A 17,828-nucleotide genomic window follows, 5' to 3' on the forward strand; every position below is an offset into this window, starting at 1 on the left:
CGATGACCTCCACGTTCCTGCCGAGCGAGCGGACCGGCCCCGACACCGGGCCGCCGCCCCCGGCCCCCGACCGGGCCCGGGGGCGGGCCCGGCGCCGCACCCTGAACTGGCTGACCGCCACCGGCTTCCAGCTGCCCGCCCTGGTGCTGTTCATCGGGCTCGTGCTGCTGCCGATGCTGTTCGCGCTGTACGCCGCCTTCTTCCGGTGGGGTGGCTTCGGCATGCCCTCCGACTACGTCGGCGGGGAGAACTTCACCCGGCTCCTCCAGGACGAGGTGTTCCTGGGCGACCTGTGGCGCTGCCTGGTGCTGGTGGTGCTGTCGCTCGCCCTGCAGCTGCCGTTCGCGCTCGCCATGGCCGTGCTGCTCAACCAGCGGATGCGCGGCCGGGCGGTCTACCGGATGCTGTTCTTCGCCCCGTACGTCCTGTCCGAGGCGATCACCGGAATCCTGTTCGGCATGATCTTCGCCCCGGACGACGGCTTCGCCGACCAGGTACTCGGCCGGATCGGGCTGGCAGGGATCGGCGGGGAGTGGTTCGCCGACCCGTCCACGGTCATGGCGACCCTGTTCCTGGTCATGATGTGGAAGTACTTCGGCTTCCACATGATGCTCTACCTGGCCGGGCTCCAGGCGATCCCCAAGGAGCTGACCGAGGCGGCGCTCATCGACGGGGCCGGCCCCTGGCAGCGCTTCCGCAACGTGACCCTTCCCCTGCTGGCGCCGACCCTGCGCATCAGCGTGTTCCTCTCGGTCATCGGGTCGATCCAGCTCTTCGACCTGGTGTGGGTCACCACCGCGGGCGGCCCGGACCACCACTCCGAGACCATGGCCGTGACCATGTTCCAGTACGGCTTCAAGCGGTACCAGGTCGGTTACGCCAGCGCGATCAGCGTCGCCATGTTCGCCATCAGCCTCGTCTTCGCCCTCGCCTACCAGCGGTTCGTGCTGCGGCGCGACCTCGAAGGAGCCACCACCACCATGCGGGGTGACGGAAAGTGACGGTCAGTCGCAAGACCCGCGGGGGCGGCAAGCTGTGGGGCCTGCACCTCGTCCTGGTCGTCGTCGGCGCGGTCATGGGCGTGCCCCTGCTCTACGCCGCGCTCTCGGGCTTCAAGTCCACCGACGAGCTCTCCCGCAACCCGGTCGGGCTGCCCGAGTCGTGGGTGACCTCCAACTACACCGGGATCCTCGCCTCGGGCGACTTCTGGAGGCTGATCGGCAACAGCACGCTGATCGCGGTGGGCACGACCGTGCTCGTGGTCGCGGTCTCGGCGCTGTCGGCGTTCTCCTTCGCGCGGTTCGCCTTCCGCGGCCGGGAGCTGCTGTTCACGCTGTTCACCATGGGGCTGATGTTCCCGTTCGCGGTCGCGGCGCTGCCGCTGTTCCTGCTGCTGCGGTCCCTGGGGCTGCTGGACAACCCGCTCGGCGTGATCCTCCCGCAGGCGGCCTTCGGGCTGCCGATGACCATCATCATCCTGCGTGGCTTCTTCCGGCAGATACCCGGTGAGCTGGAGGAGGCGGCCACGCTCGACGGGTGCGGCCCGTTCGGCTTCTTCTGGCGGGTGCTGCTGCCCATGGCGCGGCCCGCGCTCGGCACCGTCTCGGTGCTCGCCGTCGTCACCAGCTGGAACAACTTCTTCCTGCCGCTGCTGGTGTTCACCGACGCGCAGTGGTGGACGCTGCCGATCGGCGTCCAGCAGTTCCAGGGGCAGTACTCGGCGGACTACGCCAAGGTCTTCGCCTACCTGGTCCTGGCCATGGTCCCCGCACTCGCCTTCTACTCGGTCGCCGAGCGCCAGCTCGTCGGCGGCCTCACCGCCGGCGCCACGAAGGGCTGACCGCGCCGCGGACGTACGGCTCTGCCCACCTGTCTGTCGTGAGGACTGTCTGTCGTGAGGAGTCGCACCATGCGCACCAACCGTCTGAGACTCGCCGGTGCCGTCGCCGCGTTCCTGGTCGCCGCCGGGCTCGGGGCGGGCTCGCCCGCCCAGGCGGGTGAGCACCAGCCCACCCTCGCCGAGCTGGCCCAGCGCCACGGCCGCTACTTCGGCAGCGCCACCGACAACCCCGAGCTGACCGACCAGCCGTACACGGCCCTGCTCGGCAGCGAGTTCGACCAGATCACGCCCGGCAACGGCATGAAGTGGTACGCGACCGAGCCGGAGCAGGGCGTGTTCGACTTCTCCCAGGGCGACGAGGTCGTGAACCTGGCCCGCGCCAACCGGCAGAAGGTACGCGGCCACACCCTGGTCTGGCACAGCCAGCTGCCCGGGTGGCTCACCGACCGGGAGTGGACGGCGCCGGAGCTGAAGGCCGTGCTGAAGAAGCACATCCAGACGGAGGTACGGCACTACCGGGGCAAGGTCTTCGCCTGGGACGTCGTCAACGAGGCGTTCAACGAGGACGGCACGTACCGCGAGTCGGTGTTCTACAAGACGCTGGGGCCGGGCTACATCGCCGACGCCCTGCGCTGGGCGCACGAGGCCGACCCACGGGTGAAGCTGTACCTCAACGACTACAACATCGAGGGGATCGGCCCCAAGAGCGACGCCTACCACCGGCTGGCCAAGGAACTGAAGGCCCAGCGCGTTCCGTTGCACGGCATCGGCTTCCAGGCGCATCTGGCCCTCCAGTACGGCTATCCCACGACTCTGGAGGACAACCTCCGGCGCTTCTCCCGGCTCGGCCTCGACACCAGCCTCACCGAGGTCGACGTCCGGATGCAGCTTCCGGCGACCGAGGAGAAGCTCGCCCAGCAGGCCGAGTGGTACCGGGACCTGACCGAGGCGTGCCTGGCGGTGCGCCGGTGTGTGGGCATCACCCTCTGGGACTACACCGACAAGTACTCGTGGATACCCGCGTTCTTCCCGGGTGAGGGCGCCGCCCTGCCGTGGGACGAGCAGCTGCAGCCGAAGCCGGCGTACTTCGCGCTGCGGGAGGCGCTCGGGGGGAGGTAGCAGCAGCCGGACCACGGTCCGAGGACGGGCATGTGTGCGGGCGGGAACGGGGCGTTGCCGCCGGTGACGAAGAGTGATCGGGCCCGGACACGCGTCGGGGCCGGTGCGCAGCGTCTCCTGCGTCCGGCCCCCGATGTCTGTGGGCGAGGGCTGGCCCCGCCCCGGCGCCCTCAGGCCGCCGTCATCACCTGGCTGCCCGCCAGCGGGCGGTGCGGGGCGATGATCCTGCCGTCGGGCAGGAGCTCACCGGTGTCCTCGAAGAGCAGCACGCCGTTGCACAGCAGGCTCCAGCCCTGCTCCGGGTGGTGCGCCACGAGTCGGGCGGAGTCCCGGTCGGCGGAGTCGGCGGACGGGCACGGTGTCTGGTGCTGGCACATGGGTGGGATCTTTCGCTTGGTCGTGGTGGACGATGTGGAGGAGTTCGATGAGTCGGTCGTCGCGTCTGTTCCGCGGCTAGAAGTGTCGTTCATGGCCGCCCCCCGTTGTGATAAGTCGTCGGAACCCAGTGTTGCCCCGCGGGCGTCGATCCGCAGGGATTTCGCCGCACCGCTTCTCACAGGTTCATGACGCATCACCCGCGCGGACGGTTCATCCCAACTGGGCTGTCCCTTCGGATGGTTCGTAGTGGCCGGATGGGGCTAGTCCGGTCGGGTCCGAATGTCTGTTCGGCTCCTCGGAGCCATTCGTCGCTCGTAGGAGCGAGGGGTGATCGCGAGGGCGGGAACGGACCGACCCCGCCGCCGGGACGCGGCGACGGGGTCGGGACGGGGTGGGTCCGGCGGGGCGCTTCAGGCGGGTGAGCCGAGCAGCCGCGTGGGAGTGGCCCGGTGGGTCAGCACCGGGAGGAGTTCGTCCACGCGGTGCGGACGGTGGGCCGCGATGCCGGGAGGTGCGGGCGCCAGCGGGACGAGCAGGTCGGTGGCGGCGGGATGGCCGGCGGCACCGTCCGCGGCGCTGTCCTCGTGCAGCCAGAGCGTCAGCATGTACAGGCTGGGCACCGACAGCAGGCGCGGCTGATAGGCCTGCGGCATCGTCTCCGCCTGGCGCAGGGCGCGCTCGGTGGAGGTGATGTACGGGCCTTCGAAGAAGTGCGAGAAGGCCCAGCCGTCGGGCGTCAGCATGGTCTCCGCCGCGGCCACCACCCGGTCGCCGCAGCGGATCAGGAAACGCCAGCCGGCCAGCCGGGTGGCGGACACGCCCTCGGCGGTGACCCGGTCGAGGACGTGGACGGGCAGGGGGAGCTCGGGAGTGGCGGGCCCCTGGCTGCCGAGGAGGGCGGGAGTTCGGGCTTCGCGGACCGCGGTGGGAGAGGAGAGCGCAGTGAGGACGGAACGGAGTGCGGGCGCGGGAGCCTGAGGGACATGCAGCGGCATGGTGGGTCGCCTCTCATTCAAAGGCACGGTGGCGCGAGGGCGGGGGCGGACGGCGCTGTCAGCTCACGGGGGTCAGAGAGGCAGGGACCGGGGTCGTGAACGAGAGGGGGGTGGGATCCGTCGAGCGTCGCCTCGACGGCAGGACCCATCGACCGTGGGCGCCAACCTTCTGCCTTGTTCGCGGAGTTTATACGACACGGGTTCAGACTGTGTTTCGCCTAGCCGTTTCCGGCGAGTAGAACAAGGGTACATTCGGTCGGCGATACGCGAGAATAATCCCGATTCCGGGCGGTGGTGCACGGCGATGACCTCGGTGAATGTCCGCGAACCGGTCGGCCCATTCTCGTCGGCGTTTTTCACGAGTTCGCGGTACCGAAACCTGCCCTGCGCGCCATGCCGGGTGAATGTGCCACCGGTCACAGAGGACCAGCGTAGCGGTCGTCGGGGCCGATCGGGACGTTATCGATCGCTTTCGCTGGGCATCCTCCACCTGACCGGGACCCCGGCGGCATGGATCCCGGCCCGCATCATCCGAGGAGGGACGCTTCGATGGGGGAGAAGGTCGTGGCAGGGCGGTTCGACCTGTCCGATCGCCAGCGCTACCGCGACAAGCTGCGTCAGTGTCTGACGGGCCTGGAGCGACTCCTGGCGGAGCAGCGGTTCGATCGGCCCAAGAACCTGATGGGTCTTGAGATCGAATTGAATCTGGCGGGTGCGGACGGCATGCCGAAAATGTTGAACGGGCAAGTCCTCGAACGCATCGCGAGTCGCGATTTCCAAACAGAACTCGCCATGTTCAACCTGGAAGTGAACATCCCTCCGCACCGATTGGGCGATCGCGTATTCGACCGTCTGGCGGAGGAACTCCGTACGTCACTGGCATATGCCGACCGGAAAGCCGGTGAGGTCGACGCGGGCGTCGTGATGATCGGCATTCTGCCGACCCTCGACCGGGACGACCTGGTGTCGTCGAACCTCTCCGACGTCGACCGCTACACGCTCCTGAACGACCAGATCGTGGCCGCGCGCGGTGAGGAGTTCACGCTCGACATCGACGGCGTCGAGCACCTCACCTGCACCTCGAAGTCGATCGCTCCCGAGGCCGCCTGCACCTCCGTGCAACTGCACCTGCAGGTGACGCCGGGCCGGTTCGCCGACGTGTGGAACGCGGCCCAGGCGGTCGCCGCCGCGCAGATCGCCGTGGGAGCCAACTCGCCGTTCCTGTTCGGCCGGGAGCTGTGGCGCGAGTCGCGGCCCCCGCTGTTCCAGCAGTCGACCGACACCCGCCCGCCCGAGCTGCAGGCCCAGGGCGTCCGCCCGCGCACCTGGTTCGGGGAGCGCTGGGTGGAGTCGGCGTACGACCTCTTCGAGGAGAACCTGCGCTACTACCCGGCGCTGCTGCCGATCTGTGACGACGAGGACCCGCTGGAGGTGATCGACCGGGGCGGCACCCCGACGCTCGCCGAACTCGTCCTGCACAACGGCACCATCTACCGCTGGAACCGCCCGGTGTACGACGTCGCCGACGGCGTTCCGCACCTGCGTGTGGAGAACCGCGTCCTGCCCGCCGGGCCCACCGTCATCGACGTCGTGGCCAACGCCGCCTTCTACTACGGCGTCGTCCGCGCCCTAGCCGAGGAGAGCCGGCCGGTGTGGACCCGGTTGCCCTTCGAGGCGGCCGCGGCCAACTTCGACGCGGCGTGCAAGGACGGCATCGAGGCCCGTTTCACCTGGCCCCGTCGCGGCCGGTACGGCGGCACCACCGAGGTCGACGCGGTGAACCTGGTCCGGGACGAGCTGTTGCCGCTCGCCGAGGCCGGGCTGGACGCCTGGGGTGTCGAGCCGGCCGACCGCGATCTCTACCTGGGCGTGATCGAGGAGCGCTGCCGGCGCCGGACGAACGGGGCGACCTGGCAGGCCGCGACCTTCCACAAGGCCCTCGACGCCGGCCTCGGCCGGGAGGAGGCGCTGGCCGCCACGACCCGCCGCTACCGGGAGCTGATGCACCAGGGCGATCCGGTGCACAGCTGGCCGGTGGGCCTGCCCGAGCCGGTGTCGCTGGGCTGACGCGCCTGCGGGGCGCCGGCCCGCTGCCGCCATACTGATCCGACAGGTCGGTGAAGTGGAGGCAGGTGTGCAGGCGCAGGCGAGCCCGGCGGACGGTTCCATTCCTCAGCAGGGGCTCTCGCGGCGGATGCTCCGCAACGAGACGCTGCTGGTCCTCGCGCTGTCGCTGGGCGCGAGCGGGGTCTCCGCGCTGATCAGCTTCATCGGATCGGTGACCAGGCCGGGCGGGCTGAAGGACCAGGCGGCCACGATGAACGCCTCGGCCGCGCCCGGCCGCCCCTGGCTCGACCTGGCCTGGCAGCTGTTCGGGATCACCACGGCCCTTGTGCCCGTCGCGCTCGTCGGGCACTTCCTGCTGCGGGAAAGGGCGAGTCTGCGCACCATCGGCTTCGACCGCACCCGCCCCTGGCCCGACCTCGGCCGCGGGGCCGTGATCGCCGCCGTCATCGGCAGCACCGGCATCGCCTTCTACCTGGCGGCCCGCGGTCTCGGCTTCAACCTCACCGTGGTGCCCGAGGCGCTGCCGGAGGTGTGGTGGAAGTACCCCGTGCTGATCCTCTCCGCGATCCAGAACGCCGTGCTGGAGGAAGTGATCGTCGTCGGCTATCTGCTGCGCCGCATGGGCCAGCTGGGCTGGACGCCGACGGCCGCGCTGGTCGGCAGCTCCGTCCTGCGCGGCTCCTACCACCTCTACCAGGGCATCGGCGGGTTCATCGGGAACATGGTCATGGGCGTCGTCTTCGTCCACCTCTACCGCCGCTGGGGCCGGGTCGGCCCGCTCGTGGTGGCGCACTCGCTGCTCGACATCGGGGCGTTCGTGGGCTACGGGCTGCTGGCGGGCAAGGTGGGGTGGCTGCCGACGGCGTGAGACATCGGTGAAGGGGCGTACGGCATCGTCGTACGCCCCTTCGGCGCGTTCAGGCGAGCAGTTCGCCGTCGATCACGGTGACCGCCCGTCCGGTCAGCAGGGTGCGGTCGCCGCGCAGTTCCGTGCGGACGCGGCCCGGGCGGGAGGACGCCTGGAGGCCGGTGAGGGCGGGACGGCCCAGGCGCTGGGACCAGAACGGGGCGAGCGCGGTGTGGGCGCTGCCGGTGACGGGGTCCTCGTCGATGCCGACGTTGGGGAAGAAGCAGCGGGAGACGAAGTCGTAGCCCCGGGCCGGGTCCTCGGCACGGGCCGTGGCGATGACACCCCGCTCGGAGTGCGCGCCGAGAGCCCGCGGATCGGGGCTGAGGGAGTGCACCGTCTTCTCGTCGGTCACCTCCACCAGCAGGTCCCCGACGTGCGGGCCGGTGTCGAGGACGGTGAGCGGTTCGGTGCCGAGCGCTTCGGCGAGCCCCGCGGGCGGATCGACGCGGGTGAGCGGGGCCGTCGGGAAGTCCAGGGTGACGGAGCCGTCGTCGCCCGGCGTGGCGACGAGGACGCCGCTGCGGGTGGCGAACCGCACCGGGCCCTCCTGCGCACCGGTGCTGCGCAGGACATGGGCGGTGGCCAGGGTGGCGTGGCCGCACATCGCGACCTCGGCCACCGGTGTGAACCAGCGCAGCGCCCAGTCGGCCTCGCCGCCCGGCGGGAGGGGGTGGGTGAAGGCCGTCTCGGCGTGATTGACCTGCAGGGCGACGTTCTGCAGCCAGGTGTCGTCCGGGAAGGCGTCCGCCTCCGGCAGGAGCAGGACACCGGCCGGATTGCCGGAGAAGGGGCGGTCGGTGAAGGCGTCGACGATTCGGATCCGCATGTCCGGAAGGTAGAGGCTCCGGGAGGGCCCGGGCCAAGGCCAATTCGCGAGTCCTGGACCGGTTCGGCGGGGCCGGGGCCCTCCGCTCGAGGGTGTTCCGTCCGTCGGTGTCCGGGCGGAACGGACGGCAGCCGCACCGGGCACCGCCTCGTGAGCGCCGTCCCGCTTCGCGACCCGGCCCGCCGGCGACCTCACGTGAGGTTCTTGCCCATTGAGCACTACCGATATATCGTTGAACCATCGCGACAGATCAACGATGGAATGGAGTGGTTGCGATGCGTACCCATGGTTTCGAGCACGAGCACGGCCACGGTCACGGCGGACCGCGTCACGGCCGAGGCGGTTTCGAGAGCCTGCGCGCCGCCTTCGGGCCGTTCGGTCCCGGCGGCCCCAATTGGGGAGGGCCCGGTGGTCCTGGTTTCGGCCCCGGCCCCTGGGGCGGGCGAGGGCGTGGCGGGCCGAGGGGAAGGGCACGGCGCGGTGATGTCCGGGCCTCGATCCTGGCCCTGCTGAAGGACCGGCCCATGCACGGCTACGAGATGATCCAGGAGATCGCCGAGCGCAGTGGTGGGGCGTGGAAGCCGAGCCCCGGTTCGGTGTACCCCACCCTGCAACTGCTGGAGGACGAGGGTCTGATCATCAGTGAGTCCGAAGGCGGCAAGAAGCTGTTCTCCCTCACCGAGGCGGGCCGCGCGGCTGCCGACGACGGCCCCGAGGCGCCCTGGGAGGAGGCCTCCCGCGGTGTCGATTGGGAAGCCCTCGGGGAGATCCGTCAGGCCGGCTTCGGCCTGATGGAGGCCTTCGGCCAGGTCTGGAAGACCGGCAGCAAGGAGCAGCGCGAGAAGGCGCTCGGCGTCATCAACGAGGCTCGCAAGAAGCTGTACCTGATCCTCGCCGACGAGGACTGAGGATCCCTGCGGCTGCGAGGCCGGAAGAACGCGCGACGCCCCCGGAGCACTCCGGGGGCGTTTCCGCGTCCCGGTGGGTCGGGTGGGGTCCCCGTCGTCGGGCCGTCCGGCCGGATGACCGGACCATCGACCGCGCCGGGTCCGCGACCGATACGGCCTGATCTCCTCCGTAAGGAGGAGATTCCGGCCCGCCGCGTCCACTTCCCGTGGGACGCGAAGATGCTTCCCGCCGAGGATGCCCCGGGCGCGCGGGGCTGATGGGGTAGGGATGTGCACCTCCCCATCCCCAGGCAGTCGGCCCCTGATCACGGCATCCAGCGCGCGGACAACGATGCCGGGCTCAGTGACGAGCTGGCCTCGGTGGTCGGCGGTGCCCGCCGCCGGGCCCTCAGGGACGGTGACCGGCAGGTCGACACCGCCCATCTGCTGCACTCGCTGCTGGAGTCCGACCCCGGGATCCGGGCGGCCGTCGGTGACGGACCGCAGCTCGCGCGCCTGCTCGGTTATCTCGTCCAGCGCAGCATCGGCTACGGCCTGCGCTGGCAGAGCGGCGTCGAGGACTCCGGGACCGTCGCGGTGATGAGCGGGAGCACGGGCTTCTCGCCGCTGGCCGCCGCCTCGATGGAGTACGCCCACGCACGCGCGGCCGACCGCGGGGTACCGGCACTCGGCATGGACCTGCTCGCGGCGATCGTCGCCGACCCGCAGTCCCGTGCGGTCGAGGTGCTCGAACGGGCCGGGATCGCCGCGCGCGAGGTGCTCGCCCGCGTCGACGGCCGGTCGGGCGTCGCCGAGGAGTGCGGCGAAGCCTCGCGCTGAACGGCGGCGGGGCTGTGCGGACCCGTGCGCGACCCCTCGGGCTGTCCAGGCCATGACGACCATGACGGCCTGACGGTGACGACGGCCATGACGGTGACGACGGCCATGACGGTGACGACGGCCATGACGGTGACGACGGCCATGACGGTGACGACAGCCATGAGCGCCGGTGTCAGGGCGGGTGACGCTCGCGTCCAGGCAGTGAGACAGGTGCCATAGGAGGTGACGCTCCTGTCAAGGCCTGTCATCATGTGCCGGTGCGTACGTCTGACAGCAGCCCCAGCGGGCGCGGCAAGGGAATGGGCCTCGGCCTCGCGCTCCTGTCCGCGGTCGCCTTCGGCGGATCCGGAGTCGCGGCCAAGCCGCTGATCGAAGCAGGCCTCGACCCCCTGCACGTGGTGTGGCTGAGGGTGGCCGGGGCGGCGCTGGTGATGCTGCCGCTCGCCGTGCGCCACCGCGGACTGCTGCGCCGCCGGCCCGGACTGCTCGCGGGCTTCGGGCTGCTGGCCGTCGCCGGTGTCCAGGCCTGCTACTTCGCGGCGCTCTCCCGTATCCCCGTCGGGGTGGCGCTGCTCATCGAGTACCTGGCGCCCGCCCTGGTGCTGGGCTGGGTGCGGTTCGTGCAGCGGCGGCCCGTGACGCGTGCCGCCGCGGTCGGCGTCGTACTCGCCGTCGGCGGACTCGCCTGTGTCGTCGAGGTGTGGTCGGGCCTGCGCTTCGACGCCCTGGGGCTGCTGCTCGCGCTGGGCGCCGCCTGCTGCCAGGTCGGCTACTTCGTCCTGTCCGACCAGGGCAGCGACGCCGGTGACGAGGCGCCCGACCCGCTCGGCGTCATCGCCTACGGGCTGCTCGTCGGCGCCGCCGTGCTCACCGTCGTCGCCCGGCCCTGGAACATGGACTGGTCCGTGCTGTCGGGGACCGCCCGCATGGACGGCACACCCGTGCCCGCCGTGGTCCTGCTCGCCTGGATCGTCCTCGTCGCCACGGTCGTCGCCTACGTCACCGGAGTGATCGCCGTGCGGCGGCTCTCCCCGCAGGTCGCCGGCGTCGTGGCCTGCCTCGAAGCGGTCATCGCCACGGTCCTGGCCTGGGTGCTGCTCGGCGAGCACCTGTCCGCTCCGCAGCTCGCAGGTGGGGCGATCGTGCTGGTGGGCGCGTTCATCGCACAGTCCTCCACGCCCGCGAAACCGACCGGGCAGCCGGTGGCGAGCGGCGGTCCGGAAAGGGAATTGTCCCGGCGCGGAACCAGTGCGTAAGGTGTCGATCATGCCTTCCGACGCGCTCGTTCTGCCGCCTCCGGCCGCCTGAGGCGGGCCCTCCGGAATCCGCGCCCGGCGCTCGTGCCGCCGGGCCGGACGGTGCTGCCCGCAGACGAAGTCCGCGGACCCCGCTGATCACGACCGATCCGGGGCCCTTCCCGAACTTCCGCGCACCCGTCGCCCCCAGGGCGCGGCGTGCCGTGCGCGTCTGCGGAGAGAACACGTGTCGAACACTGCCTCCGGCCTGCCCATCGGGCGAGGCCTTGTCTATCTCATGATCGCCGGTGCCGCCTGGGGCACCGCGGGCGCGGCCGCCTCCCTGGTCTACCGGGCCAGCGACCTGGGGCCCGTCGCCCTCTCGTTCTGGCGCTGCGCCGCCGGTTTCGTGCTGCTGCTCGCCGTGCGCCTGGCGCGGCCCCGCACCCCGGCCGGCGTGGCCGAGCCGCTGCGCCGCAGGGCGGGGCGGGCCGGGATCACCGGGCTCGCGCTCGCGGTGTTCCAGACGGCCTACTTCGCGGCCGTCGCCGCCACCGGCCTCGCCGTCGCCACCGTGGTGACCCTGGGCGCCGGGCCCGTGCTCATCGCGCTCGGCGCGCGGCTGACCCTGGCCGAACGCCTGGGCCGGGGCGGGACGGTCGCCGTCGCGGGCGCCCTCGCCGGGCTCGGGGTCCTCGTCCTGGGCGGCGGTGACGCGACCGTACGCCCCGCGGGTGTGCTGCTGGCGCTGCTGTCCGCGGCCGGGTACAGCGTGATGACGCTGTTCGCCCGGCGGTGGGGCCGGGGCGGCGGTGCCGACGCCTCCCGGACGACCGTCGAGGCGTTCGCCGTGACGAGCCTGTGCCTGCTGCCGTTCGCACTCGCCGAGGGGCTGGTGCCGCACACCGCCGCGCCCGTACGGCTGCTGGCCCTGCTGGTGTACGTGGCCGCCGTGCCCACCGCTCTCGCCTACGGGCTGTACTTCGCGGGCGCGGCCGTCGTCCGGTCCGCCACGGTCTCGGTGGTCATGCTGCTGGAACCGGTGAGTGCGGCGGTACTGGCCGTCGTCCTGCTCGGGGAGCGGCTGACGGTGGCGACCGTGGGCGGAACCCTGTTGCTGCTGGGGGCGGTGGCGGGACTCGCCGTGGGGGAGACGCGGACGCCCGGGGGACGGGTGGTGCTCGTCCGACGTCGGCCGCGGGCCCACACCGGCTGGTCGCGCGGTCCCCGTCCGTAGGGCGTGTCCGCGGACCCGCCCCGAGGTCACCTGCCCCGCAGGTAGTCCGGAAGCGCCGTGTCCGCGGCCAGGTCCGGGTCCGGGATCGGGGTGCCGCACGTCGTCTGCACCGGGACGACCCCGGCCCAGTGGGGGAGGGCGAGGTCCTCCGGCTCGTCGTTGACACCGCCGGTGCGGAGCTTGGCGGAGACCTCGTCGAGCTCCAGGCGGAGCACGGCGGTGGCGGCCAGCTCCTTCTTGTCGGCCGGCCGGGAGTCGGCCGAGCGGCCCGCGACCACATGGTCGACCAGGGCGTCCAGGGCCCGGCGCTTCTCCTCGGGGTCCGTCACGTCGCGGGCGACGCCGTGCACCATCACCGAGCGGTAGTTGATCGAGTGGTGGAAGGCCGAGCGGGCCAGGACCAGACCGTCGACGTGGGTGACGGTCAGGCAGACCGGCAGTCCCGGGTCGGCCTGGCCGGCCGCCCGCAGCGGACGCGATCCCGTCGAGCCGTGCACGTAGAGCACCTCGCCGACCCGGGCGTACAGCGTGGGCAGCACGACGGGCGCGCCGTCGCGGACGAAGCCGAGGTGGCAGACGTAGGCCTCGTCGAGTATCGCGTGCACCAGCTCCCTGTCGTACGAGGCGCGGTCCGCGGAGCGCGTCGGGACGGTGCGGTCGGTCGGCGTGTAGGCGGCCGCGGGCTGCGACGGCGTCCGGGTGGTCCCCTGCATGGCACTCCTTATTGCACTAGTGCATAATGGGTTTTGTGCTAGGAGAGTATCCGATCAGTGGGCGCCGCGCAGCGGACATTTCCGCGAGCGTGGAACGGGCGGTGGGCGCCGGAGAGCTGCGCCCGGGGCAACTGCTGCCGCCCATGCGGGAACTGGCGGCGCGGCTGGGGGTGAACCCCAACACGGTCGCGGCCGCGTACCGGACCCTGCGGGAGCGGGGCGTCATCGAGACCGCGGGCCGGCGCGGCAGCCGGGTGCGGCCCGCGCCGGCCACGACCGGGCGGGACCACATCCGGATCGACGTCCCCGAGGGCGTACGGGACGTGGCGAACGGCAATCCGGACCCGGCCCTGCTGCCGCCCCTCGCGGGGGCGTTCGCGGCGGCGGCCGCCGAGGGCGACCGCGCACCCGTGCTCTACGGGGCGGACCCGCTGGACCCGGAGCTGGCCCGGATCACCCGGGCCGGCTTCGACGCGGACGGGGTGCCGGACGGCCCGCTCGCCGTGGTCTCCGGCGCCCTGGACGGAGTCGAGCGCGTGCTGACGGCCCACCTCAAGCCCGGCGACACCGTCGCCGTCGAGGACCCGGGCTGGGGCCGCACCCTGGACCTCGTGCCGGCGCTCGGACTGCGGACCGTCCCCGTCGGCGTGGACGACGAGGGGCCACGCGCGGACGACGTGCGCCGGGCCCTGGAGGCCGGGGCGCGCGCCCTCCTCGTCACCGACCGGGCGCAGAACCCGACGGGCGCCGCGGTGAGCGCCGCACGCGCGCGTGCCCTGCGGTCGCTGCTCCGCGAGCACCCGGAGGTCCTGCTCGTCGAGGACGACCACGGCCACGGCATCGTCGACGTGCCCCTGCACCCGCTGGCCGGGACCACCCGGCACTGGGCGTTCGTCCGCTCCGCAGCCAAGGCCTACGGCCCCGACCTGCGCCTCGCCCTGCTCACCGGGGACGCCGTCACCGTCGACCGGGTCCGCGGCCGGCAGCGGCTCGGGCCCGGCTGGGTGAGCAGGCTGATGCAGCGGGCCCTGGTGCGGCTGTGGGCCGACGGGGCGGTGGACACGCAGGAGGTGGCGGCGGCGTACGGGCGGCGGCGGGACGCGCTGATCGGGGCGCTGGAGCGGCGCGGTGTCACGGCGCACGGGCGCAGCGGCATGAACGTGTGGGTGCCCGTGCCGGACGAGACCGGGGCGGTCGCGCGGCTGCTGCACGCCGGCTGGGCGGTCGCGCCCGGCGCCCGCTTCCGGATGAGCGCGCCGCCCGGCGTCAGGGTGACCGTCTCGACGCTCGGCGCCCGGGAGACCGAGGCCCTGGCCGACGCGATCGCCTCGGCCCTCGGCCCGGCCCCGCAGCGCGGCTACGTCTGAGGAACCGCCCGGGGCTTCGGGCGCACCTGCGTCAGCGCGGCCCCGGCCAGGACGATCACGGCCCCGACCGGAGTCGACCAGGCGAGGGACTCGCCCAGGAGGGCGACGCCCGCGGCCGTGGCGATGACGGGGATGAAGTACGTGACCATCTGGGCGGTCGTCGGGCCGACCTCGTCGACCAGGCCGTACTGCAGGAGCACCGCGAGTCCGGTGCCCAGGGCGCCCAGGGCGGCCACGGCCAGCAGCGGCACGAGGGGCAGGCTGCCGGGCAGGGTGGTGAACAGCGGGGTCACCACGGCCAGTTGCACCGTCGCGAGGAGCAGTTGCGCGCCGGTCATCGACAGGTGCGAGTGGCCGGTGCCGGCGAGGGTGCGGCGGACGTAGATCCAGCCCACCGGGTAGCTGAGGGAGGCCAGCAGGGCCAGCGCCGTGCCCGTGGCGTCCAGGCCGTGGAAGCCCTGCCACGCGCCCAGCACGGTCAGCACGCCGAGGAAGCCCAGCCCGAGCCCGGCCACCCGCACCCGGGTCGGACGGTCCTCCGACAGGGCGACCAGCGACAGCGCCATGCCCCACAGCGGCGAGGTCGCGTTGCAGATGCCCGCCAGCGTGGACGGGATGGTCAGCTCCGCGTACGCGAACAGCGAGAACGGCAGGGCGTTCAGCAGGAACGCGGCGACCGTCAGATGGCCCCAGGTGCGGGCGCCGCGCGGCAGCCGCTCGCGCCGGACCGCCAGCGCGGCGGCCAGCACCGCCGTGCCGAACACCAGACGGCCGAGCGTCACCTGGAACGGGGCGTACGCCGAGGTCCCCACCTTGATCAGGAGGAAGCTGAAGCCCCAGATCAGGGACAGGGCGGCGAAGCGCAGGCGCCAGTCGAGGCGGCGGCGGGGCGGTACGGGCGGGGCGGTGACGGCCCGGCCGGGCGAGGTGGTGACGGTGGTCATGGAGACCACGATGGGGGACAGCAACCTCGTAGCACAATCGAGATTTCGCACCCGGTATTGCGTAGTATCGCTTACATGTTGAACCTGGAGCGCCTGCGCACCCTCGACGCCCTCGCCCGCTACGGCTCGGTCAGCGGCGCGGCCGAGGCCCTGCACATCACGACGTCCGCCGTCTCCCAGCAGATGTCCAAGCTGGAGCGGGAGGTCGGCCAGCAGCTCCTCGCGAAGAACGGCAGGGGCGTGCGGCTCACCGACGCCGGCCGGCTGCTCGCCGAGCACGCGGCGCGGATCCTGTCCCAGGTGGAGCTCGCCCAGTCCGATCTGGAGGCGCAGCGCGGGCAGGTCGTCGGCGAGCTGCGCCTGGCGGCGTTCCCGACCGCCGCCCGCGGCCTGTTCCCGCAGGCGCTGTCCGCCCTGCGCGAGCGGCACCCCGGGCTGCGGCTGCGCTCCCGGGAGCTGGAACCGGAGCAGGGCATCGCCGGAGTCGTCCGCGGCGACCTGGACCTGGCCGTGGTGCTCGACTGGTACAACAAGCCGATGGCGCTGCCCGAGGGCCTGGTCAAGGCGTCGATCCTGGACGACCCGGCCGATGTCGCCCTGCCGGCGGACCACCGGCTCGCGGGGCGCGAGGAGGTGGACCTCGGCGAGTTCGCCGAGGACGAGTGGATCACCTGGGGGGACGGCGAGTTCTGCCACGAGTGGCTGATGTTCACGCTCCGCTCGAAGGGCGTCGAGCCGATCGTCGGCCACCGCGCGGCGGAGACGCACACGCAGCTGGGGCTCGTCGCCGCGGGCCTCGGGGTGTGCATCGCCCCGCTGCTGGGCCGCCACCCGGTGCCCGACGGGGTCGTGACCGTCCCGGTCAGCCAGCGGGTCCGGCGGCACGTGTACGTCGTCTGGCGCGCGGACGCCGACCGCCGCCCGTCGATCCGGGCCGCGGTCGAGGCCCTGCGGGCGGCGGGGGAGAGCGTCGGCTGAGGGACCCGCGGGGCGTTACAGGGCGGCGAGCTTGCGGAAGTCCCAGGAGACGATCTTCTCCGGGGTCAGCCGCAGCCAGGCGTGCCGGCCGTCGTGCGGCATCTCCTCCAGGCCGAAGTTCTTCCGCGCGAACAGCGTCTCGGGCACGTCGAGTTCGGCGCGCAGCTCGCCCGTGCGCGGGATCTCGCCGACGAACTCGACGGTGCCCGACAGCTCGGCCCCGCGCAGCTCGTCGTACTCCTCGCCGGTGTCGACCACGATCGCCACGCGCGGGTCGCGCCGCAGATCGGCCCACCGCTTGCTGCGCACGACCGAGTACAGCCACATCGAGGTGCCGTCCCAGGCGAACCACAGGGTGCTCACGTGCGGGGCGCCGTCGGCCGACACCGTCGCGACCCGGCAGGTGCGCTGCGTGCTGAGGAAGTCGTCCAGCTCACCCGGCGTCATCATGATCTTCCGGCCCCGGCGCTGCTGCGTGGCGGTCATGCTCCCCCTCTTCCTTCTCTCACGTCGTGTCAGAGGAGATCCTCTGACATCACGTCAGAAAAGCATGGGTTCCCTTCCGTCCGTGCGCAACGGTGGCCACGCTCGCCCGGCCGGTCGCCCGTGGCAGGGGAAAACGTGCCCTCGTGCGAAGCGCTCACGAGGCCGGCGTGCAGGTCGTCCACGCCGTCGCCGGGCGCCGCCCCGACGGCCGCGGCGCGGGCCGCAACGCCCGACTCTTCCGCGCCGCCGCACGCCTGCCCGTCCAGCAGCTGTCCGACGCCGTGAAGCGGCTGCACCGCCGTCGTCCCGGCGGACGCCATCGCGGGAGTGCCCGGCGACTGCACCCCCGCGATGATCCGCCGCACCCTCGCGTCGGTCGCCACGGTCGCGACCACGGACGAGGTGCCGGCGTGCTTCACGCGTTCGCGCGGCGGGCTCAGGCGAGCGTGATCGAGTCCCCGTCGACGGTGATCTTCATCTCGGGCAGCGGCTTGGTCGCCGGACCGCTCTTCACGCTGCCGTCGGTGATGGAGAAGTTGCTGTTGTGACAGGGGCAGTTGATGACGCCGTCGGCGATGCTCTTCACCGCGCAGCCCTGGTGGGTGCAGGTGGCCGAGAACGCCTTGAACTCGCCCGCGGTCGGCTGGGTGACGACCACCTTCCGGTCGGCGAAGACCTTGCCGCCGCCCTCGGGGATGTCCGCGGTCGACGCGAGGGCGTCGCCGCCCGCGGCGCCTCCGCTCGACGGGGTGCTGCCCGCCCCCTGGTCGCCCTGGGCGGTGCCGGAGGAGCCGGCGGAGCCGGACGAGCCGTCGTCCGAGCCTCCGCACGCGGTCAGCGCGACGGCGAGACCCGCCGCTCCGGCCGCCGCCACGACGGTACGACGGGCCGGACCCGATGCGGGCTGGAGCGATGCGCTGGTCATACTGGCAAGTCCCTTCGGGGGTTTCGATGATCTGCCGGGAGGTACGGCCCCGGCGGACCGCCTGTTCAGACGGTGCCGAAA

At 72.4% G+C, this 17,828-nt stretch carries 18 protein-coding genes and 1 pseudogene; 12 read left to right on the top strand and 7 right to left on the bottom strand.

Translation table 11 applies throughout. The features are described 5' to 3' along the window. Positions 1 to 2: 2 nt before the first annotated feature. From ACPXCS_RS37615 to ACPXCS_RS37625, 3 genes are all read left to right on the top strand, one after another. The gene (locus tag ACPXCS_RS37615; protein WP_425951980.1) at positions 3 to 1,001 is read left to right on the top strand and encodes a carbohydrate ABC transporter permease; all 999 of its coding nucleotides are present in this window, start codon (positions 3 to 5) and stop codon (positions 999 to 1,001) included. After that, positions 998 to 1,840 carry a carbohydrate ABC transporter permease gene (locus ACPXCS_RS37620; protein ID WP_425951981.1) on the top strand — a complete coding sequence of 281 codons (843 nt, stop codon included), beginning with the start codon at positions 998 to 1,000 and terminating at the stop codon, positions 1,838 to 1,840. Before ACPXCS_RS37615 ends, ACPXCS_RS37620 begins: the two co-directional genes overlap by 4 nt. 69 nt (positions 1,841 to 1,909) lie before the next feature. Next, positions 1,910 to 2,959 (top strand): endo-1,4-beta-xylanase, encoded by a 1,050-nt coding sequence (locus ACPXCS_RS37625; RefSeq protein WP_425951982.1) that lies wholly within the window; start codon positions 1,910 to 1,912, stop codon positions 2,957 to 2,959. Positions 2,960 to 3,129: 170 nt separating this feature from the next. On the opposite strand, the gene ACPXCS_RS37630 is transcribed toward ACPXCS_RS37625, so the two are convergent. Together ACPXCS_RS37630 and ACPXCS_RS37635 are read right to left on the bottom strand one after the other, a co-directional pair. Continuing rightward, entirely contained in the window at positions 3,130 to 3,336 is a 207-nt protein-coding gene (locus tag ACPXCS_RS37630; protein WP_311682272.1) for a DUF5999 family protein, read from the bottom strand. 411 nt (positions 3,337 to 3,747) lie between these two features. Continuing rightward, a complete protein-coding gene (locus tag ACPXCS_RS37635) occupies positions 3,748 to 4,332 on the bottom strand; it encodes a hypothetical protein (protein ID WP_425951983.1) in 585 nt (194 codons plus the stop codon). A gap of 549 nt (positions 4,333 to 4,881) precedes the next feature. Here ACPXCS_RS37635 and ACPXCS_RS37640 point away from each other — a divergent pair. After that, positions 4,882 to 6,399: a glutamate-cysteine ligase family protein gene (locus ACPXCS_RS37640; protein WP_425951984.1), complete on the top strand. Its 1,518-nt coding sequence runs from the start codon at positions 4,882 to 4,884 to the stop codon at positions 6,397 to 6,399. A gap of 127 nt (positions 6,400 to 6,526) precedes the next feature. Continuing rightward, positions 6,527 to 7,267, top strand: a complete 741-nt coding sequence (locus tag ACPXCS_RS37645) for a CPBP family intramembrane glutamic endopeptidase (RefSeq protein WP_425952021.1) — start codon at positions 6,527 to 6,529, stop codon at positions 7,265 to 7,267. A gap of 49 nt (positions 7,268 to 7,316) precedes the next feature. Here the strand turns inward: ACPXCS_RS37645 and ACPXCS_RS37650 are convergent, their stop codons facing one another. Then, positions 7,317 to 8,135 (bottom strand): PhzF family phenazine biosynthesis protein, encoded by an 819-nt coding sequence (locus ACPXCS_RS37650; protein ID WP_425951985.1) that lies wholly within the window; start codon positions 8,133 to 8,135, stop codon positions 7,317 to 7,319. A gap of 275 nt (positions 8,136 to 8,410) precedes the next feature. On the opposite strand from ACPXCS_RS37650, the gene ACPXCS_RS37655 reads away from it, so the two are divergent. The 4 genes from ACPXCS_RS37655 (at position 8,411) to ACPXCS_RS37670 (ending at position 12,334) form a co-directional block, all read left to right on the top strand. Continuing rightward, positions 8,411 to 9,043: a PadR family transcriptional regulator gene (locus ACPXCS_RS37655; protein ID WP_425951986.1), complete on the top strand. Its 633-nt coding sequence runs from the start codon at positions 8,411 to 8,413 to the stop codon at positions 9,041 to 9,043. Positions 9,044 to 9,313: 270 nt separating this feature from the next. Beyond that, on the top strand, positions 9,314 to 9,862 hold the full coding sequence (locus tag ACPXCS_RS37660; protein ID WP_425951987.1) for a Clp protease N-terminal domain-containing protein: 549 nt from the start codon (positions 9,314 to 9,316) through the stop codon (positions 9,860 to 9,862). 251 nt (positions 9,863 to 10,113) lie between these two features. Beyond that, positions 10,114 to 11,118, top strand: coding sequence for an EamA family transporter (locus ACPXCS_RS37665; RefSeq protein WP_425951988.1), 1,005 nt, complete (start codon positions 10,114 to 10,116; stop codon positions 11,116 to 11,118). Positions 11,119 to 11,344: 226 nt separating this feature from the next. Then, complete coding sequence (locus ACPXCS_RS37670) at positions 11,345 to 12,334, top strand: DMT family transporter (RefSeq protein WP_425951989.1); 990 nt, start codon at positions 11,345 to 11,347, stop codon at positions 12,332 to 12,334. 26 nt (positions 12,335 to 12,360) lie between these two features. Here the strand turns inward: ACPXCS_RS37670 and ACPXCS_RS37675 are convergent, their stop codons facing one another. Then, complete coding sequence (locus tag ACPXCS_RS37675) at positions 12,361 to 13,047, bottom strand: pyridoxamine 5'-phosphate oxidase family protein (RefSeq protein WP_425951990.1); 687 nt, start codon at positions 13,045 to 13,047, stop codon at positions 12,361 to 12,363. A gap of 35 nt (positions 13,048 to 13,082) precedes the next feature. Here ACPXCS_RS37675 and ACPXCS_RS37680 point away from each other — a divergent pair, with 35 nt between their 5' ends. Beyond that, positions 13,083 to 14,414, top strand: a complete 1,332-nt coding sequence (locus tag ACPXCS_RS37680; RefSeq protein ID WP_425951991.1) for an aminotransferase class I/II-fold pyridoxal phosphate-dependent enzyme — start codon at positions 13,083 to 13,085, stop codon at positions 14,412 to 14,414. On the opposite strand, the gene ACPXCS_RS37685 is transcribed toward ACPXCS_RS37680, so the two are convergent. Next, positions 14,405 to 15,358 (bottom strand): DMT family transporter, encoded by a 954-nt coding sequence (locus ACPXCS_RS37685; protein ID WP_425951992.1) that lies wholly within the window; start codon positions 15,356 to 15,358, stop codon positions 14,405 to 14,407. The two genes, ACPXCS_RS37680 and ACPXCS_RS37685, sit on opposite strands and share 10 nt — an antisense overlap. 75 nt (positions 15,359 to 15,433) lie before the next feature. Here ACPXCS_RS37685 and ACPXCS_RS37690 point away from each other — a divergent pair, with 75 nt between their 5' ends. Further along, the gene (locus ACPXCS_RS37690; protein WP_425951993.1) at positions 15,434 to 16,336 is read left to right on the top strand and encodes a LysR family transcriptional regulator; all 903 of its coding nucleotides are present in this window, start codon (positions 15,434 to 15,436) and stop codon (positions 16,334 to 16,336) included. Positions 16,337 to 16,351: 15 nt separating this feature from the next. Here ACPXCS_RS37690 and ACPXCS_RS37695 read toward each other — a convergent pair whose 3' ends face one another. Continuing rightward, positions 16,352 to 16,822: a pyridoxamine 5'-phosphate oxidase family protein gene (locus tag ACPXCS_RS37695; RefSeq protein WP_425951994.1), complete on the bottom strand. Its 471-nt coding sequence runs from the start codon at positions 16,820 to 16,822 to the stop codon at positions 16,352 to 16,354. A gap of 116 nt (positions 16,823 to 16,938) precedes the next feature. Here ACPXCS_RS37695 and ACPXCS_RS37700 point away from each other — a divergent pair. Further along, positions 16,939 to 17,272, top strand: a pseudogene (locus tag ACPXCS_RS37700) (cysteine hydrolase); the annotation flags it as partial. Here ACPXCS_RS37700 and ACPXCS_RS37705 read toward each other — a convergent pair. Further along, positions 17,259 to 17,747, bottom strand: coding sequence for a Rieske (2Fe-2S) protein (locus ACPXCS_RS37705; RefSeq protein WP_425951995.1), 489 nt, complete (start codon positions 17,745 to 17,747; stop codon positions 17,259 to 17,261). The pseudogene ACPXCS_RS37700 and the gene ACPXCS_RS37705 overlap by 14 nt on opposite strands. Positions 17,748 to 17,828: the final 81 nt, after the last annotated feature.

This window comes from Streptomyces sp. DT190 (assembly GCF_049846985.1).
In the GTDB taxonomy this organism is placed as follows: domain Bacteria; phylum Actinomycetota; class Actinomycetes; order Streptomycetales; family Streptomycetaceae; genus Streptomyces.

Excerpts from the sequence above, each read along its gene's own strand:
- ACPXCS_RS37655 (WP_425951986.1), top strand. The coding sequence starts at position 8,411 with ATGCGTACCCATGGTTTCGAGCACGAGCACGGCCACGGTCACGGCGGA.
- ACPXCS_RS37705 (WP_425951995.1), bottom strand. The coding sequence starts at position 17,747 with ATGACCAGCGCATCGCTCCAGCCCGCATCGGGTCCGGCCCGTCGTACC.
- ACPXCS_RS37630 (WP_311682272.1), bottom strand. The coding sequence starts at position 3,336 with ATGTGCCAGCACCAGACACCGTGCCCGTCCGCCGACTCCGCCGACCGG.
- ACPXCS_RS37635 (WP_425951983.1), bottom strand. The coding sequence starts at position 4,332 with ATGCCGCTGCATGTCCCTCAGGCTCCCGCGCCCGCACTCCGTTCCGTC.
- ACPXCS_RS37690 (WP_425951993.1), top strand. The coding sequence starts at position 15,434 with ATGTTGAACCTGGAGCGCCTGCGCACCCTCGACGCCCTCGCCCGCTAC.
- ACPXCS_RS37625 (WP_425951982.1), top strand. The coding sequence starts at position 1,910 with ATGCGCACCAACCGTCTGAGACTCGCCGGTGCCGTCGCCGCGTTCCTG.
- ACPXCS_RS37615 (WP_425951980.1), top strand. The coding sequence starts at position 3 with ATGACCTCCACGTTCCTGCCGAGCGAGCGGACCGGCCCCGACACCGGG.
- ACPXCS_RS37650 (WP_425951985.1), bottom strand. The coding sequence starts at position 8,135 with ATGCGGATCCGAATCGTCGACGCCTTCACCGACCGCCCCTTCTCCGGC.
- ACPXCS_RS37685 (WP_425951992.1), bottom strand. The coding sequence starts at position 15,358 with ATGACCACCGTCACCACCTCGCCCGGCCGGGCCGTCACCGCCCCGCCC.
- ACPXCS_RS37640 (WP_425951984.1), top strand. The coding sequence starts at position 4,882 with ATGGGGGAGAAGGTCGTGGCAGGGCGGTTCGACCTGTCCGATCGCCAG.
- ACPXCS_RS37675 (WP_425951990.1), bottom strand. The coding sequence starts at position 13,047 with ATGCAGGGGACCACCCGGACGCCGTCGCAGCCCGCGGCCGCCTACACG.
- ACPXCS_RS37695 (WP_425951994.1), bottom strand. The coding sequence starts at position 16,822 with ATGACCGCCACGCAGCAGCGCCGGGGCCGGAAGATCATGATGACGCCG.
- ACPXCS_RS37645 (WP_425952021.1), top strand. The coding sequence starts at position 6,527 with ATGCTCCGCAACGAGACGCTGCTGGTCCTCGCGCTGTCGCTGGGCGCG.